This is a genomic window from Halalkalibaculum sp. DA384, from assembly GCF_043951955.1.
GTDB lineage: Bacteria > Bacteroidota > Rhodothermia > Balneolales > Balneolaceae > JAMQKA01.
On the sequence record NZ_JBINJE010000035.1, the window covers coordinates 1 to 18740 of the forward strand.

Sequence of the window (18740 nt, forward strand, 5' to 3'; positions counted from 1 at the left end):
ACCAGCAGTACTGCAGCTATTCGCAACAGCATGCCCAGCGGGTTTGCTCTCCTTCTATCCAACTGCCTGGGAACCGGTCCATACTCAAATTTATCAGTCTTTTTCTCCCTTTTGATCTGCTCTCTGATAATATCCCAGGCACGCCTCTTGTTTCCCATCTTCAACACGTTTCCCGAAATGTCCCAGAGGTTTTGCAGCTCTTCCAGCTCCTCCTCGCGAGCGGGATCTTCATCAAGCCACTCATTAACGAACTTTTCATCTTCCCGGGAGTACTCACCGGTCACATATCGTTTTATCTGTTCGGGATATATCTCACGTAAACCCACGGTAATCTGCTATTAAGGCGAATGTTATCATTATTTTTCCTGCGTTCTTACTACAATGACAACTACATCTGTGGTTACCGTGACAGCTGCCTGGGAAAAATTCTTTGATAAATGTGTTTATCACCCGTCACCCGCAGGGAATGGGAATGAGGAATGATGAATGAAGGAGTAAGAATGATGAATTGCGAAGGCGACGCAAGGCACTCTCCCCCGCGTACGGGACAGCTGACGGTTGAAGACGCCGGCTGGCAACGGGATCTCCCGCGATACAGCCCTCCCCCCTCTCCTGCCCGGCAGAGGGTTTTTTATCTACTCGATATTATGCCGGTATCTTCTGACAAAAAAGATGGTATCTTTTTCTCCTTAAGATGGTATCTTTTTTTGTATAAGATGGTATCTTTTTTCACAGGAGCTATTGCCCCGGTTGTTTAGGGTTTTCTTTGTTCATTTTTTCATCGAAGAAAAACGAAAAAAAGCCGCTGAGGATGGGAATTATGAATGAAGAATTAAAAATAATGAATTTCGAAGGGGAGATCGTTTGAACGAGTTATAGCACCATGCCCAAGACCGGAAGAAGTTCTGTCTAACGAGGGAGCAAGCTAAAAATATACAACCTGGCCTTTCCGGCCTTGAATGGGGCGCGGAGGCCGAAGCAGGCGGGGGTGGATGTTGCACCGGTGAAGGTTTTGATAGCGGGCAACTTGCGTGACGGACCATCAACATCCACGCCTGCTGAGGCTGTAGCGTTTGGCCCATTCACCACCTTGATTTTTTCGTCCCTTTTGGATCAAGCCAAAAGGGACACCTCGTGTTGGGAAAATAGTCCCCTTTTTCACATTCAGGCTTTTTAATCATCTTTCCTTGTTCATTTTTTCATCGAAGAAAAAACGAACCTTAAAAAACCGCTGGCGGAGGATGGGAATTATGAATGAAGAATTAGAAATGATGAATTTCGAAGGGGAGATCGTTTGAACGAGTTATAGCACCATGCCCAAGACCGGAAGAAGTTCTGTCTGACGAGCGAGCAAGCTACAAAATATACAACCTGGTCTTTCCGGCCTTGAATGGGGCGCGGAGATCCTGCCGGTATACCTTGTCTGATGGCCAGCTCGGCTCGAAACCTGCGAGGTTTGTATGATTAAAAAGGGCCGCTTTGTCTTAAATGGGCTGCTTTTCTTGAAAAGGAAACCTGGCAGGGTTGGGAGGAAAGCGTTGTTCGAAACCCTCGGGGTTTTTCTTCAACGGTGGCTGCCCGTTACTACCAGGACCGCTTTTGCGGACCGGAAACCCCGGGGGTTTTAGAAAGGGCTTCGTTCTCTACCTCTCCACGCCTGCACAGGCGGCAGCGTTTGCCCCATTCACCGCCTTGAATTTTTGGTTCCTTTTGGATCAAGCCAAAAGGGACAACTCGGGTTGGGGTAAGAGGCTAGCGTGACTTTTAAAACGGTCTCTAATTCATTTCGAACAGAGTACCCCGCTTTTAAGACTCGTTTTATATCCGGACACCTTGAAGATTCAGACCATGAGACTGGAAAACACAATTAACGAAACCAACAACTCAGAAAAGCGCTCCCTCAGGGTAGCCAGTGCTCTTCTGATCTGTGTGTCTACGGTATTTTCTGAAATATCCAAAAAATCGGCAATCTCCTTGTAGGTCATGTCCTGGTGCCGGCTCAGGACAAATATGAGCCTGCGCCTTTCGGGCAGATCTTGAATGGCTTGTTCAACTTCCTTGAGCAGCATTTTGTAGTGGAGATTTCTGTCTAATTTGGACTCCCTTGGCTGGTTCTTATGCAGGGCTTTTTTTTCTTCTTCCCACTCTTGCTCTGTATCCCGGTGTTTCAAGTGGTTTAAACTCATATTCCTTCCTGCCCTGTATAGATATGATTTAATTGAGGTCTGGATTGTCAGGGTCGTGCTTATTCGCCATACCTTCAGAAATAATTCCTGGACTATTTCTTCAGCAATGGCCTCTGATTTGACATATCCCCATACAAATCGCACCAGGGGTTCGTAGTATTTATCAAATAGCTCTTCAAAAGCCTCCTCATCCCCATCTTTAACTTTTTCGAAAAGTAACTTGTCACTCATCCAATACCCTGCTCTTTTCGTAGGATTTTAAATAAATCCTACCATTAACTATCCCCTTCTCCTTTGTAGGAGTAATCGAATCCCTTCCGTACTTACAACTTATGCTATTTATTGAAAACTTTTATCCAGTTGATTAAATCAATCATTACTCTGCATTATCAGATTCAAAAACTTCCACACCCAATCAAGGGACTGGAAGTTACATTAGGGTTTTATGGGAAAATTCAATATTAAAAGTCAGTAGTGTCCAATTAAGACAATTTGATGCCTAAACCTTTCTCAAAAAACTTGATTAATTTTCATTGGCTTTATTGATGCCTCCTTTTATAGGTAAGACAATCGAATGGAGGCTTTCCGTGACAACAATTCACCGTAGGGGAAATCTCATATCAGAAACCCTCAAATTTTGACAGATGCGCACCACCGGCTAAAATCCATATCATCCTGAAACCGCGGATGGGGACAGTACCGGATTCGAAGCGTCCGGGATACGTTTTGGTTGACAAGGTTTTAAAAACGCAAATCTCTAAACCTATTTTGCATACTGAATAGCATAGAGAAAGTTTAATTTCAGTTTTTAAACACAGCTGTTGTATGATTAAATTGGATCTCGAAGTATGGGTGAGCTTGCTACCGAAACAGCTATATTAAAACGTTAAGAATAAAATGCGATTATATTGAAAAGATTAGCATCATATCTCTCAATTTTCATTCCACTTATTTTAATTCATGGTTGCAATTCCCATGAATCAAATGATTCAAGAAGTGGAAATTTATTCCAGCTAATTCCCGTCTCAAAAAGTGGTATTCATTTTTCGAATGATATAATCGAAAATGCTGATAATTTTTTTCTTGATTTCAACTACGTCTACGACGGGGCGGGACTAGCCGTTGGCGATATCAACAATGATGGTCTGCCGGATATTTATTTTGTGGGAAACCAAGTCTCAAATAAGTTGTATCTGAATAACGGAAGTTTTGAATTTGAGGATATCACCACAAAAGCCGGCGTGGATGGGGGACCGGGTTGGCACAACGGGGCGGTCATGGTTGATATAAATAATGATGGATATCAGGATATTTATGTTACCCGCGGAGGTTGGAAGGATACCGAAGAAGAACGCAAAAATTTACTTTTTATCAACCAGGGAGATCTGACCTTCAAGGAACAGGCTGCAAAATATGGGCTGAATGAAACCGGTTATTCCCTTCACGCCTCTTTCTTTGACTTGGATAACGACGGCGATCTGGATGTGTATATCACCAATCGACCCGAATCATTCTTTATCCCTATTCCTGAAGTCCTCAAGGGAAAACAAGATCCAGGCGACCTTGCCAGGGATAAACTCTATCTAAACGAAGGGGGAACGTACACAGAAGTTGGACTACAGAAAGGCATCACAGGCAATTTTGGATTCGGACTGAGTGTGGTAACCGCTGACGTCAACCAGGATGGTTATTCGGATATTTATGTTGCCAATGATTTCCTGGAAGATGACTATTTATATATCAATCAAGGGGATGGAACATTTAACGAAAGCATTGACAAAGCCACAAACCACATCTCGTTTCATTCGATGGGAACGGATATTGTGGATATTAACAATGATGGTTTGGAAGATATAATCGTTACCGAAATGCTGCCTGAGGATTACATTCGATCAAAAACATCTATGGCCCACATGACGCGAGAGGATTATCGTGAAATAATAGAGAGTGGATTTCACCACAAGTACATGCATAATGTGCTGCATCTAAACCAGGGGAATGGTTTTTTTAGTGAAATATCCCAGCTCGCAGGCGTTTCAAAAACTGACTGGAGCTGGGCTGTTCTGGGAAGTGATTTTAACAATGACGGCTATCGGGATCTATTTATCTCGAATGGTTTATTGCGGGATGTGAATAACAGGGATGCTGAAGCCAGGGGAGTAAAAATTGTGCAGGAAAATGCACACCAATTTTCCTCCCAAGAAGAATTGATTCGCGGACTAGCCACCGATTTGATCAACCAGTATCCCAAAAACAAACTGCCAAACTATATTTTCAAAAATAATGGCAATTTAACGTTCTCCAACAAGTCTTCCGAATGGGGATTGGATCAAGCTAGTGTATCCCACGGAGCTGCAGTTGCGGATTTTAATAATGACGGCACGTTGGATTTGGTTGTCAATAACATGGATGGGGAGGCGTTTCTCTATAAAAACAGCGCCGATGAGTTGCGCGAAAATAATTATCTGCGGGTGAAGCTTAAGGGACCTCCTGGCAACATTGACGGGTTAGGTGCAAAAATACATTTGGAATACGGCAATGAGCAACAGTTTTTTCAAATGAAAACAACCCGGGGATATCTTTCCTCGAGTCCTCCGGTTGCCCATTTCGGCCTGGATACAGCAAGCACCATAGACTTAGTTACGGTCACATGGCACGACGCAAAACAAAGCAGACTCCGGAATATTGAGGCTAATCAAATGTTGGAGCTATCATACGAGGATGCTATACGTGTCAAGCCAAACAAACAGGAAACAGAACCGATATTCAGCGATGTCACCTCCCAGTGGTTTGATCCACCCTATATTCACCGGGAGAATGAATTCGATGACTACCAGCAACAGCCGCTGTTGTCTCACAGCCTCTCAACAGAGGGACCATTTATAACAACCGGTGATGTTGACGGCAATGGATTGGACGATTTTTATGTCGGAGGAGCCCATGGTCAGCCGGGTCAGCTTTTCCTGCAGAAAAAAGAGGGAGGGTTTGAACGGAAAAAAAATCCCGCGTTTGAAGATGACGAAGACCATGAAGATATGGGAGCTCTTTTTTTCGATGCAAACGGAGATCAAGCTCTCGATTTATATGTGGTTAGTGGAGGCAACGAGTTTCCTCAACATGCCTCCATGTATCAGGATCGTCTCTATATTAATGACGGAGCGGGAAATTTCACACGATCATTTGATCTGCCTGAAATTACAGCCAGCGGGTCCTGTGTAGCTGCAGCCGATTACGATGGCGATGGCGATTTGGATCTTTTCGTAGGGGGGCGTCATGTACCGGGTATGTACCCCTTTCCGCCCAAAAGTTACCTGTTGCAAAATAATGGAGGAGAGTTTGAAGACGTGACGAATACAGTAGCACCTGAGTTTAACAAATTAGGAATGGTCACCTCAGCTGTGTGGACCGACATAGACGGGAAAGGAGATCCTGAACTGGCTGTAGCAGGAGAATGGATGCCGATCCGTATATTTAAACTTATCGATGAGGAGTTTAAGGAGATATCCTCCGCATTTTTGTCTGATGGCAGCAGCACAAAAGGCTGGTGGAATACCATTATATCGACCGATGCTGACGATGATGGCGATCAAGACCTGATTGCCGGAAATATCGGGTTGAATTACAAGTTCAAGGCCACCAGTGAGCGCCCATTTCATATCTTTGCAGATGATTTCGAAAACAATGGGATTGTAGATATTGTATTGGCAACTAATCACAATGATGAATTGGTTCCTGTGGCCGGAAAAGACAGGCTGGATCAACAAATTCAGAGTATCGCTTCTGAATTTTCGACCTATCGTTCGTTCGCAAAAGCGAACCTGGAGGATCTGCTCGGCTCCGGAATTGATGATGCACTGCACTATGAAGCCAATAATTTTGCAAGCGTACTTTTAGAGCACTCCGAAGGTGATTTGACATTGCGGGAACTGCCAACCGAAGCCCAGTTTTCTTCCGTAAATGCAGTTGTTGTGCTCGATTATAACAGCGATGGTATAAAAGATCTGCTGGTTGGGGGAAACAGGTTTAATGTAGAATTTGCAACTACCAGGGCGGATGCCTCGGTGGGATTATTGCTAAAGGGTAAAGCAGACGGAGACTTTGAACCGCTGCCTGTGGATGAAAGTGGTATTTTCATTCCTTACGACGTAAAGGATATTAAACCGATTAGACTTGGCGAAAATAGCTTGGGAATACTGGTAGGATCAAATCAGGATAAACTCAGACTTTACAGACTAAATAATTGACCTTTCGTTCCTTGTACACCGTCAGATACCGTCCTGCAACAAATGGGGTAACATCGAACGTAAAAACCTGATCAAGGAGTCAAGATGTAAGTGGGGCATCCTCAAAAAGTCACAACTGTCCCTTCCCAAGGCAGGGATGTTCCTTTTTGTGTGAACAAAAAGGAACCCAAAAAATCACCGGCGTGGGGATTTATTCGCCTGGCTGCACTTCGCTGCGGCTAAAAGAACCCCAGATATTTCCGGTGGGAGCTCCTCCCGGGAAATAGCATTTTTCCGCACGCCGGGTCTCACCCAGTACCTGTTGCAGGGGTTCTTTCTTCACGCCTCCGCTACGTTTGCCCGGGCGGCTTATAAATCCGTAGGCCGGAGGGATCCCTCCTATTTTCACCAGCACCAAAGTCTAGAAACCCACTGCTGCTGGTGCCAACAACGCCTGCCAGAAAAGATAATCAGGAGGCTGAAGAAAACTTTAATAAATCAACATCTGGGATTTATGGTGAGTGTTGCAGGTACCCAGTTCGTCAGTTCCGACCACTCGGAATTTTCTTCACCTCAACAATGAACACCCCATACCGAATCCTGCAGGCTACAACCGAATTTCAGGATAGCTATTGCTGCTGCCGGGGATATCATGTGCAGTATGATTTGAAAAAAATCAAGAAAACCTTGCATTTCGAACAGCCACATTAACCGCTAAATCATTGTTAGACATACAGTAAAATTAGAAAAGGATGCCCTAAGTATGGTCCAAGTGGCTTTCTCACTCCGATATCTTGATTACGAATTCAAATAGTGTGGTTTTGTACCTCCCCGTTCACTGGAAACATGGGCTGCTTCAACCAGGGCCATCGTCTGAACAGCATCGGGGACCAAACTGGTGAACTCGTTGGACGTTTCAAGCAGATGACATTGAAAACTGCCCATAGATCCGGCAAAAGCATCTGGAAACCAGGAGCCCTCGATATCCACCCGCTGCCAATTGGGATCTGTTCCCTCATCCAACAAACAGTATTCAAACGTGTCCTCCGCCCCTTCCGGATAATTCATGTTTACGCCCAGTGTAATCGTTACCGCTCCTTTCGTTCCCTCGATCTTCACAAATGATTCCTGATGGTCAGATCCAAATTCATGTCCGTGGTTTGTACTGATAACCGCTCGTGTACGATCCCCGTAGTCCAAAATCATCGTACTCTTGGTGGAAGCCAGATTCTCCATCTTAGGATGTTTAACCGTTTTGGCATAGATCCCTTTCGGGTTTCCCAGGAACGAGCGAACCAAATCAAGGTAGTGGATACTGTGATACAGGATTTCCACTCTCGGCAGATCATACAGGAACTCCCACAGATGCCATGGGGTATAAACGTTGAGACGGATTTCGATATCATGTATTTCGCCCAGGGCCCCTTCCCGGATCAGGTTCCGGGCTGCCAGTATATGGGGCGCGTACCGTAATTGGAAGTTTACACCGGCCGTCATCTGTTTTTCGTCACAAATGTGAGCTATCTTTTGGGCTTCATCCCAATCTTCACCCAGTGGCTTTTGTATCAGCGCTGCTGAATTTGAGGGTAAATATTCCAGTACACCCGCAATCTCCGAAGCGGGTACGGCGAGATCGTAAACCACATGTTGATTTGAATCGGTAATTAGTTCCTGCAGCGAACCGTAAACGTGTGGAATGCCATATTGCTCGGCAAGCGCTACCGCCTTTCCCTTTTGGATATCAAAAATTCCCTTAACAGGCAATCCCGCTTTTTGGTAGGCGGGCAGATGTGCATCCCGTACAATCCCCCCTGCCCCAATTATGAAGATTGGCCGCGGGGTTTCGGGCATGGTAACTTGGGTATGTAATGCTTGCTCCATTTAAAACAACAGGATTAAACGGTTTCAATGAGATCGGTACTGGCGCCGGGCTCTTGGGGAGTGTGATATCGTCCACCTTCAACTATGGCGGGATGTTTGAAGTACTCCCGCAGGTGGGGGATATATTCCAAAAAAAGCACCTCATGTCCCAGTGCTATATGATTATACAGAACCAAATGCTGGTGTATCTGTCCCATATCACCAACATGCGGTACGACCGGTATCCCAAATTTTTTTGATAAGATACTGACAGTCAGGAATTCGGCAACGCCCCCCACCCTGACAGCATCCACCTGGTTAAAACGCATGGCCCCGGCCTGCATAAAGTTTTTAAAAAGCACTTTGTTAGGAACATGCTCTCCCAGGGCAACAGGAACCGGGGCCAGTTGTTTGGCTATCGTCTGGTGCCCAAGCACGTCATCCGGATCAGTGGGTTCTTCAATCCAGTAGGGATCCATAGATTGCAGCTGCTTTCCCAATTTCAATGCCTCCGGTACGCTCCACTGTTGGTTTACATCCAGCATAATGGTGACGTCATCTCCCACCGTCTCCCGAACCAGAAAAGCCCTTCGCAAGTCCCGCTGTGGATCATCAGAACCTACCTTCAATTTCATGGCACCGAAGCCGGCATCGACGGCCTTCCTGGCATTTTCAACCAGTTTGGCATCCGGGTAGGAAAACCAGCCAACAGAAGTGTCGTAACCCGGATACCCTTTATCCAGGATCTTTTTACGACTTTCCCGATTTTCCATTTCATTGCGAAGAAGTTCCAACACATCCTGTTCGGTAAGCACGTCTTCCAGGTATCGAAGGTCCAATAGCTTTACCGTTTGCTGCGGGCTTAAATCCAGCAATAGTTTCCAAAGGGGCTGCTGCCGCTGCTTTGCCCAGAGATCAAAACAGGCGTTTGTTATCGCAGCCAGTGCAAGGTGCACAACCCCTTTATGGGGACCGAGCCACCGGTACCCGGGAGCATCGCTCATCCGCTGGGAAAGGGTGCCGAAATTTTCCATAACCTCTTCAATATCCTTTCCTTTGACGGGCTCTGCCAGGTATTCAATGGCCTTGCAGACCAGGTCATTCCCCTCGCCCAGTGTAAAGGCAAGGCCGTTACCGGTCTGATTCCGGCCGGTTTCAAGCCGACACACAGCATACGCATACTGTGGATTGGTGTGAACGGCATCGGCCCCGGCACCCTCTTTGAGCTCAAAGCGGCGGTCGCGTGTTACAACATCAGTAATAGTCATATAACCCGGATTATTCACGAATTAATAATAATTGAAGATTAAGCTGTTGATTATATTTTACATATCGGAAATAATCTGTAGCTCAAATTTGGGTATTGTCTAAAATAGCTGCGAAATTTTATCGTGTGCTGCGTTGAAATAAAAATAGCGCATTCAGCGTATCCAGATACACTTCATTTGCGATTTTAACTTCGCCTTGCTCACGACCAAATTTCTTGGTGAATAATCTGGGTTAACGGAAGTTATTGAAATAGGTAATAGAGAACTACCATAATCAGTATAAGTAAGGCAGAGAGCATGCGTGGATCTTTTGCTCCCTCCGGAGAACCTTCCAGAAACGATAGCGGGGAATCAAAACAGAGTCCCTTGATTTGATCAATTCCAGGTGGTTTCGTCACCAGACTTATTCCAGCATAAATTATACAACAAGTCACAAACAGCCACCACGCCTGCATCAGAAAAGGGATACCGTATACCTCTGTAAACAGTTTGACATCCCCTATTACGGGAAAATCGAGCAGGAAGACGGCAACGCCAAGCAGAAAGCCGGTCACCAGGGTTACATTCGCCGCCTGGCGGGTCCCCCGTTTCCAAAAGACCCCCATCACAAATACCGTTGCAATGGGAGGGGCAATGACCGACAGCAGCACGTTGATGGCATCAAAAATGCTTCTGAATTGTCCGACAAACGGTGACCAGAGAATCGCCAACACCATCACCACCACGGTTGTAACCCTTCCCGTAAGCACCTGCTGACGATCCGTAATGGACGGTTTTATCTTGCCCACAATGTCGACCGTGACCAGGGTAGCCGCACTATTCAACGCCGCAGCGATCGTGCTCATCAGTGCAGCCAGGAGCCCGGCCGCCATAAGACCTTTTAAGCCAACCGGCATCAATTCGGTAACAAGGACCAAAAAAGTGTCATTACTGTCTTGAATTTGGCTACCAAACAGTACATAGGCCAGTACACCGGGAAGGACCATAAAGAAAACCGGTAATATTTTTATAAACCCGGCGAATATCGGACCGGTTTTGGCGTCATACAGCGACCGGGCTCCCAGCACGCGCTGCACGATGGTTTGATCAGCACACCAGTACCAGATTCCCAAAACCGGGTAGCCAAGCAGCACGGCATACCACGGTAATGGAGAGTCTTCATGGGTGTGAATCATACTGAATTGCTCTGGTTTGGCCGCTTGTTTCAGTGCTTGCCAGGAATCAATACCGTATTCCGGTAACGACCAGATCGCCAGCAGGGTAACCAGAAAAGAACCTGTAATTAATATAACCGTTTGAAGCGTTTCGGTTACAACCACCGCTTTGAGTCCGCCTATTGCAGTGTACAGTACCGTTATAAATGAGATTAACAGGATCGAAACTACCACATCGATTCCAAAGAAATTTTCAACGACCACAGCACCTGCGTACAGGCTGACCCCGATATGCATAAACAGCGCACCAATGATACCTAAAAATGCCAGGAACGACCGGGCGAAGGGACCGTACCGCTTTTCCAAAAACTCCGGCAAGGTGGCGATCTCGTTTTCAAAGTAAAATGGAGCAAAAACAAGCCCCAGAATGATCAACAAAAAAGCGGCCATCCACTCGAAATTCCCCCAAACCAAGCCGTCGTTGAACCCGGATGCCGCCAGTCCCACGATATGAATGGTGGAAATATTGGAGGCAAAAAGGGCTGCCCCTATGACCGGCCACTTAAGCGAACGCGCTGCCAAAAAATAGTTCTTACTGGACATTTTCTGCTTTCGCACGCTCCAGATTCCCAGCGCCAGGATACCCAGCAGGTACAGGATGATCACAGATATATCGACAACACCTATTTGTGCATTTGACAGCATGTAGCCTGAGTCCCGATCTGAGATTAATTTATTATTTTAGCATACAGATAATTATGTATCTGTATTTGCTATTTAGTGAGCAAGAGGAATAGATACATTCCAGGTTTTTTCAAATTTCCAATAGTCACCCTCTGAATTAATGCCTGTAGCAGCAAAAAGGTGCGTTGGAACGCCATCTTGTATCAACAGCTGAGGTCGTTCAAATGCTGCCATCTCCAGGGTGTCCCCGTTGGCCCAGACCACATTGCGGGTATAGGCAAGCGGGTGCTCTTCAACATTCCATTCTGTTCCGTTTTCAGACCAGGCGTGCAATCCAGCTCCCCTTTGACCTGTAATCTGGCCCGTCATGTCTTTCGCAATAAGTTCATACCGATTTCCCGACCACCACACGTAGGGATCTTCTACATGTTTACTGCTCCGCCTGTCGGTGTCTTCGGGATTATCCCATTCCAGGATCGGCTCGTTACCTATTTGGGTATAAGGGCCTTCAAAATGATTAGCTTCGGCTGCTCCCAGCTTTAACAATCCCTGCATATCCCTTGTAGATTTATATATGAGTAGCACTGAGCTGTCTTTTCTAACTACAGGAGCAGGATTATTGGTGAATAAGGCATCCCATTCGCCGGGCCTGGGTTTCAGGATGGGTTTATCTTTTCTCTGCCACGGTCCCCAGGGCGACGACGCCGTAGCCAGCCCTATCCGCTGGCTCGAACGTGCTTCAACGATCTGTTCCTGTGTCAACGCCGAATCCGGGGGAACAAAATCGTAGATCATACCGATATAGTAGAGCAGGTAGGTGTCTCCGATTTTGTGAATGGTGGGATTGTGCGTGGTCATGCCGTCCCAGTACTCGCTACCTCTTCGTTCAAAAACCACCTCCTGGAATTCATATGGTCCTTCCGGGGTTCGGGAAGTGGCATGTACAATTTCCGAATGGGTCATCCAGTTTGGAGCAAACGGTACGGACTTGGGCCAGCGAGAGGCGTAACCGTGGTACAGGCTGTCCCCTTTAATCACCGACATCCCCCAGACCCAGTACCCCTCCATCTCAAATCCGCCATTCACGGGGGCCGGTTGTAATCGTTCGATAAAACGCGAATTATGATGCGTACCATTGGAATCGGAGGTTTTGCAACTCCACGAATAAAAAACCAGTGCCGCAAATACCGTGATTAAAAGAGGTCGCATTCGGATCCTTCTTTCTATATTCAACTATTATCCCTACTTGTAGGAGGTACCGCCTTTTTCTGGCAACGCATCCTTTTTTATTCAGTAATTAACGTCAGCTCGAGTTAAGAAATATTGGGCATACAGCGTATATGGACGTTGGAGACCCTATTGGTAATGTTCATTTTTTCATCGATGAAAAAACGAACCAAAAAAATCGCCGGCTGGTGAAATTTTTGTCGCGTTCTCTCCACCGCAGCTAATACCATTTAACTCGATCCGCTGAAAAACGCGGATCTCAAACAGAAATGGTTTCTTTACGCTCCGGCTCCGGTCACTGTACCAACAAAAATTTCAAAGGCCGTTAGAAACATCTTCTCGTACTTACTTTTATTACATTCCTTATCCTGAGTTCTGCTTAATTAGTTTGTTCTGCACTAAACTGATTACTTACGAAAGGGAGCAAGTTACCCAACATACTTATCTGGCATATCACCATTACAGTTATCCATCTTTGCGATACACCGATAAGACATGCCGATCAGTGATACTCCCTGTACATCGCATCTTAAAGCGTTACTTCTGGTAGCCATGATTGCAAAAACCTGCCCGGCGGGAGATCAATACCGTAATCGTTCAACGGTATCCAGTCCGTCAGTTTCCCGATTTACCCTGAGTTCTATAACCGAGCCACCCGGGTCAGGTAACTGATCCGGCAGCGTAAGCTGTACCTCTTCTTTCAGCGTCCGCATTTTTATTTCATCACTGATGTTCAAAAAACGAGCACTGAGTACGTCTACTCCGTCTGGCAGCGGCAGATTCCATTCCCGTCCCGGATGCTGAAGCAGATGTAAAAATATCCTGTCATCTTTCCGCGTACTCACCATTGTTTCGGTCGGCAGATACGGGCCGCCACGGGTGCCGTATATCGCTTCGGCGTTCCGATTCACCCACTGGCCAAGGACCCTCAGCGAGTCAATTTGCCGCTGCTCGATTCTCCCGTCCAGCATGGGGCCGACATTCAACAGTAAGTTTCCATCCCCACCTACTGTTTGCAAGAGTATTTCTTTCAACTCCTGCGTGGATTTCAATTTGTCATTGGGGCGCCATGCCCACTGCTGCCCGATGGTGATGCAGGATTCCCACGGGGTACGGGTATTGTAATTTCCAATTTCCTGCTCAGGGGTTCCGAAATCACCGGCATACTTGTCAGAAATCGTCATTCCAGCCATTCCCTGTCGCCCCTTGTCCACCCGGTTGTTAATGAGGATATCAGGGTTCAGTTTTTTCACGTAGGCGTACAGATCCATACCCATCTGGTGAGTCCAGGGCTCTTCCCATTCTCCATCAAACCAGAGCACAGCCGGGTCATACTGTTCGACCAGTTCCCTGAGCTGCTCCTTCATGTAGGAGACATACTCCGCCATCGCTTCCCTTTTTTCGATCTCACTTGCCGACTGGTAAGCTGGCTTCACCGAACGCTGATTCACCGGATAGTCCGGGTGGTACCAGTCCGCAATGGAGTAATAAACACCGAATTCTATTCCCTGCTTTTCACACTCCTCAGACAAGGCTTTCAAGACATCTTTCCCGTAAGGAGTATCCATAATATCGTAGTCGGAGACATTCGAGTCCCAAATGGAAAAGCCATCATGGTGTTTCGAGGTGATAATCAAATATTTCATTCCCGCCTGTTTGGCTGTGCGGACCCACTCTTCGGCATCAAAGAGAACCGGGTTAAATTCTTTGTACAGTTTGTCATATTCGTTGATCGGCACTTCCTCTCCCCTTGACCAGCCGATCTCGGTACCCCTCAGTGTTACCGGTCCCCAGTGTATAAACATTCCGAACCGCATATCCTGCCATGTTTCCAGTGATTCCAGGTCCGTACTCAGGTTTGTATTGGCCTCACCACCCCCGGAGAGCTGGGCCATCGACGGGACACTCGCTAAGCATACGATTACTAGAATCAAGAATTGAAGTTTTTTGGAATTCAACATAATTCAGTGTCTTTTGGATAACATTATTGGTTTTAACATGCATTTCTCACCAAGAAATTGGATCTTATAATAAATGCAACTCCCTGTATATCAGTGCATTACCAGAAATCTGAAATAATCCTCGTGAGAAATGCAGGTTAATCACTCATGGTGAAAGACTTCTTCCATCGTAGCCCACCACTCCCCCTCCTGTCGAGAGTCCAGTGGCACCTGGTAGGAATCGGTAATTTTCCACCATTCCTGCGTTACGGAATCAGCCGCCATTTTTTCCATGTCTCGCTGGTAATTGTCTCCCACATATTCAAAATAACTAAACAGGTAGTACTTCCCATCAATCTGGTGCAGGAAAATGGAGTAGTTTTGAATGTTGCTTTCCGTAAGCTGTTCTAACACCCCGGGCCAGGCATTGGCATGCAGTTTTTTGTACTCCTCAACCTTATCTTCCTTTAATCCGATCACCATTCCAACCCGTTTAACATCGTTAATTTCTTTTGCTACAGTATCCTTTTGAGCCTTTACATCCTGTTTTTGTTTATTATCATCTGAATGATTGCATGACACGACTGAAACCAACAATAATAGAATCAAATATCTGCCCCGTTTCTTAGTGTCAGTTATTGTTGCTGAAAACCTCATAACATCTTAGCTAATCTAAAGTGAATAAATTATTTAACGTCAGCCAGGAATAAGAAATAATGTTGATACTTTCTATATAGTCATTGGGTACACTGTCGGTCGTGTTCATTTTTTCAACGATGAAAAAACGAACCAAAAAAATCGCCGGCTGGTGAAATTTTTGTCGCGTTTCCTGCGCCGGAGCTAAAACCATTGAACTCGATCCGCTGAAAAACGCGGATCTCAGACAGCAATGGTTTCTTTACGCTCTGGCTGCGGTCACTGTACTGACAAAAATTTCAAAGGCCGGTAGACAACATCTTATCGTACTTATTTTATTACATCCTTAACCCGAGTTCACGTTAATTAGCCTGTCCTCCCTTTATTCAGACATCCAGTAATCGACTTGTGGCCACTTTTCAACGGGAGCATTGCTCTGCGGGTTGCCGGGGGTGCTTCTTCCCTCCCGTATATACCTTGAGAGGATATTTTTAAGATCGGTAACCTTCCCGGGCATGTCTCCGGTCAAATTGTGCAATTCTTTTGGATCTTTTTTCATGTTATATAGTTGATACTTCGGCAAACTTTTGAGACTGTCCTGGCCCACCGGTGAGGTCCATCCACCCGATCCGGGCCATAAAATCAGTTTCCACTCATCTTGCTGGATGGCAAAATTCCCTGAAAAAGAATGATAAACGGTGGCTTCCCGTAACGGTATGTTGTAGTTTTCCCCAAAAAGAACCGGGGTTATGTCGTAGCTGTCCTCGGCCATATTATCCTGCAAACGATAATCCGTTATCTCTGCCACAGTAGCCATAATATCTACGAGGTTGATAATCTCCGAGCTTTCCGTTCCCACTGGTATTTTTCCCGGCCATTTTGCAATAAAAGGTACACGGTGACCACCCTCCCAGATATCCGCCTTGATTCCGCGAAATCCGTCACTTGGATCGTGACCATATTTCCGGATTACAGAATTTAGCTCACCGGCCATATCAGTACCATCTCTGGCCGGTGAGCCATTGTCGCTGGTAAAAATGACCAGGGTATTTTCGTCCAGCCTGTTCCGTTCGAGGGCCTTCATGATCTTACCAACCGACCAATCCACTTCAACCACGTAATCTCCGTAGCCACCCGCGTTGCTTTTACCCCGGAACCGGTCTATGGGTGCAATGGGAGTGTGGGGTGCCGTAAGTGAAAAGTACAGCATAAAAGGATTTACATTGCCGGACTTGGCCACACTATCAATGATTTCAACGCTTTTGTGAGTAATGGCCGGCATAACCTCTTCCAGTTTCCAGTTCGGGACCATCAATCCACTATGACCAAACATGGAGTCCGGTTTTTCCACGGTGGGTACTTTTACCACTCTATCATTCTCAATAAATGTGTAGGGTGGGAAATTCGGGACATCATCGCCAAAATAATAATCGAAACCGTGATCGATCGGTCCACCGTTAATAGGTTTTTGGTAATCCACATTTTGACCTGCCTTCTCTTTTGCACTATTGCCATCTTTAGTTGGCCAGTTCCATCCCAAATGCCATTTCCCGACTGCAGCAGTAAAATATCCTGCATTTTGTAGCATTTCGGGTAATGTTAACCTGCTCGGTTCTATGAGCGGGGGATCCCAGGGCCAGAGAACTTGCTCTTTCAAAGTCGTTCTCCAGGCATAACGACCGGTCAGCAGGCTGTAACGCGTGGGGGTGCAGACAGAGGAAGGAGAATGAGCCTTGGTAAACCGCATTCCTTCAGCGGCAAGTTTATCTATATTCGAGGTATGGATTTGTGATGTTTCATTATAGGAAGACAGGTCGCCGGTTCCCATATCGTCCGCTAATATTACAATGATATTCGGGTTTTGCCGGCTTTGTGAGAAAAGATCAAGACTGAAACAAGAGTGTAAAAGAAAAAGTAAAATTACTATTCGTTTCATTTGTCGTGGTATATTTCTCAGATCAAAACGGCTCCATTTCTATTAATCAGTTTTTGCATATTTTTCACTTACAGGTCCATCCAGTCTAGTTGATCCCACCTTTCCGGACCATCATTGTTTTGAGGAGTACCCGGTGTACTTCTGCCCTCTTCTATATATTTTTCCAGCAAGGATTTAAGTTCCTTTACCTTGTCAGGATACATATGGACAAGATTAAAGTTCTCGGCGGGATCTTTTTCCAGGTTGTACAGCTGGAAGGAAGGCAGTCCCCGCAGGTCTTCTTCAGTATTTGGATAACTCCATCCGCCGGAGCCCGGCCACAAGATAAGCTTCCATTCTTCTTTAATAATCGCAAAGCGTCCGTCAATAGAATGAAGTACGGTCGCCTCTCGCAACGGTTTTTCGTATGCTTGCTGTTTCAGGACAGGTAAAAAGCTGTAGCTGTCTTCGGCGGCATCATCCGGCAGGTTTGTCCCCGTCAAATCTGCAAACGTAGCCATGAAATCGGCTGTACTTATGGTTTCATCCGAGATAAACGAACCATCGATTCCATCCGGCCAGCTTACAAGAAATGGAACCCTTAATCCAGCTTCATAAATATCAGCCTTATGTCCCCTGTAGATATAACTCGGGTCGTGGCCCGCCTGTTGGAGTTCCTCGAAATCAGCGCGGGGCGACGCACCGTTATCACTGGTGAAAACGAGTATGGTATCGTCAAAAATGCCGTTAGCCTCCAGCGCTTCAATCACTTGGCCTACCACCCCGTCCACCTGTTGGACAAAGTCCCCATACAGGTTGGAATTACTTTTGCCGATATACTCGGTAGTCGGAAGAATGGGCGTATGCGGGGCGGGCAATGCATAATACAGGAAAAAGGGTTCATCGGCTGCCGCCTGTCTGTTAATGTACTCGACCGACTTCGTGGTCAAATGGGGCAGCACATCTGTATGACTAAAATCAGATCCGGTCAACCCCTTTCTCCAAAAGCCCTTGTGGTCGTAGTTGACTGTTGTATCGGTGGGAATCGTCGTAGGCTGATTATTTTCAACATAGATATAAGGGGGCATATCCAGGGAAGCCGGGATAGCATAGGAGTAGCCAAACCCACGGTCATTCGGCCCATTCTTGATGGGTTGACTGAAGTCAACTTCGGGACGAATGTTGGGATTATCCAGGTTTTCGGGCTCTTCTCCCGCAAAATGCCAGTCCCACCCCAAATGCCATTTGCCTACAAACGCCGTTTCATAATTCTTTGCCTGCAGCATATCGGCAACGGTCATTCTATCATTTGAGATCAAGGGACCGGAATACCCCCAGGTCACGCCGTTTTTCAGGGTCGATCTCCAGTTATATCGTCCCGTGAGGAGCCCGTATCGCGTAGGCGTACACACCGCCGAGGTCGTATGTGCACTTGTAAAGGCAATCCCGGTATTTCCCAGACGGTCCATATTCGGAGTTTCAAAAGCTGCATTTTCATTATAAAAGGAGACATCTCCATAGCCAAGATCATCGGCCAGAATAACTATAATGTTGGGGCTGTCCTGTGCCTGGGCATAGCTGATAAACGAAAGGAATAAAATGCCTACAAATAAAAGTCTGCCTGTGTTTTTCATGGTGTAATCATAT

Annotated in this window: 11 protein-coding genes and 1 pseudogene; 1 reads left to right on the forward strand and 11 read right to left on the reverse strand. The window is 46.2% G+C overall.

Going from position 1 to position 18740, the window contains the following annotated elements:
• Positions 1-326 (reverse strand): annotated as a pseudogene (locus ACG2E4_RS15495) (hypothetical protein); the annotation flags it as partial.
• A gap of 1515 nt (positions 327-1841) precedes the next feature.
• Entirely contained in the window at positions 1842-2417 is a 576-nt protein-coding gene (locus ACG2E4_RS15500) for an RNA polymerase sigma-70 factor (protein WP_395262147.1), read from the reverse strand.
• A gap of 677 nt (positions 2418-3094) precedes the next feature.
• Here ACG2E4_RS15500 and ACG2E4_RS15505 point away from each other — a divergent pair.
• On the forward strand, positions 3095-6430 hold the full coding sequence (locus ACG2E4_RS15505) for a VCBS repeat-containing protein (RefSeq protein ID WP_395262146.1): 3336 nt from the start codon (positions 3095-3097) through the stop codon (positions 6428-6430).
• A 190-nt stretch (positions 6431-6620) separates the two neighbouring features.
• Here ACG2E4_RS15505 and ACG2E4_RS15510 read toward each other — a convergent pair whose 3' ends face one another.
• The 9 genes from ACG2E4_RS15510 to ACG2E4_RS15550 all read right to left on the reverse strand — a co-directional run bounded on the left by ACG2E4_RS15510 (position 6621) and on the right by ACG2E4_RS15550 (position 18727).
• Positions 6621-6752 carry a hypothetical protein gene (locus ACG2E4_RS15510; protein WP_395262145.1) on the reverse strand — a complete coding sequence of 44 codons (132 nt, stop codon included), beginning with the start codon at positions 6750-6752 and terminating at the stop codon, positions 6621-6623.
• 455 nt (positions 6753-7207) lie between these two features.
• Positions 7208-8290, reverse strand: a complete 1083-nt coding sequence (locus ACG2E4_RS15515; protein WP_395262144.1) for a Gfo/Idh/MocA family protein — start codon at positions 8288-8290, stop codon at positions 7208-7210.
• Positions 8291-8304: 14 nt separating this feature from the next.
• Positions 8305-9537, reverse strand: a complete 1233-nt coding sequence (locus ACG2E4_RS15520; protein WP_395262143.1) for an enolase C-terminal domain-like protein — start codon at positions 9535-9537, stop codon at positions 8305-8307.
• 242 nt (positions 9538-9779) lie between these two features.
• On the reverse strand, positions 9780-11396 hold the full coding sequence (locus tag ACG2E4_RS15525; protein WP_395262142.1) for a sodium:solute symporter: 1617 nt from the start codon (positions 11394-11396) through the stop codon (positions 9780-9782).
• Positions 11397-11468: 72 nt separating this feature from the next.
• Positions 11469-12584: a glycoside hydrolase family protein gene (locus ACG2E4_RS15530; RefSeq protein ID WP_395277137.1), complete on the reverse strand. Its 1116-nt coding sequence runs from the start codon at positions 12582-12584 to the stop codon at positions 11469-11471.
• Between the two features lie 599 nt (positions 12585-13183).
• A complete protein-coding gene (locus ACG2E4_RS15535; protein WP_395262140.1) occupies positions 13184-14497 on the reverse strand; it encodes an alpha-L-fucosidase in 1314 nt (437 codons plus the stop codon).
• Positions 14498-14704: 207 nt separating this feature from the next.
• Positions 14705-15025, reverse strand: a complete 321-nt coding sequence (locus ACG2E4_RS15540; RefSeq protein ID WP_395262139.1) for an L-rhamnose mutarotase — start codon at positions 15023-15025, stop codon at positions 14705-14707.
• Between the two features lie 535 nt (positions 15026-15560).
• Positions 15561-17114, reverse strand: a complete 1554-nt coding sequence (locus ACG2E4_RS15545) for an arylsulfatase (protein ID WP_395277138.1) — start codon at positions 17112-17114, stop codon at positions 15561-15563.
• A 68-nt stretch (positions 17115-17182) separates the two neighbouring features.
• Positions 17183-18727, reverse strand: a complete 1545-nt coding sequence (locus ACG2E4_RS15550; RefSeq protein WP_395262137.1) for a sulfatase-like hydrolase/transferase — start codon at positions 18725-18727, stop codon at positions 17183-17185.
• Positions 18728-18740: the final 13 nt, after the last annotated feature.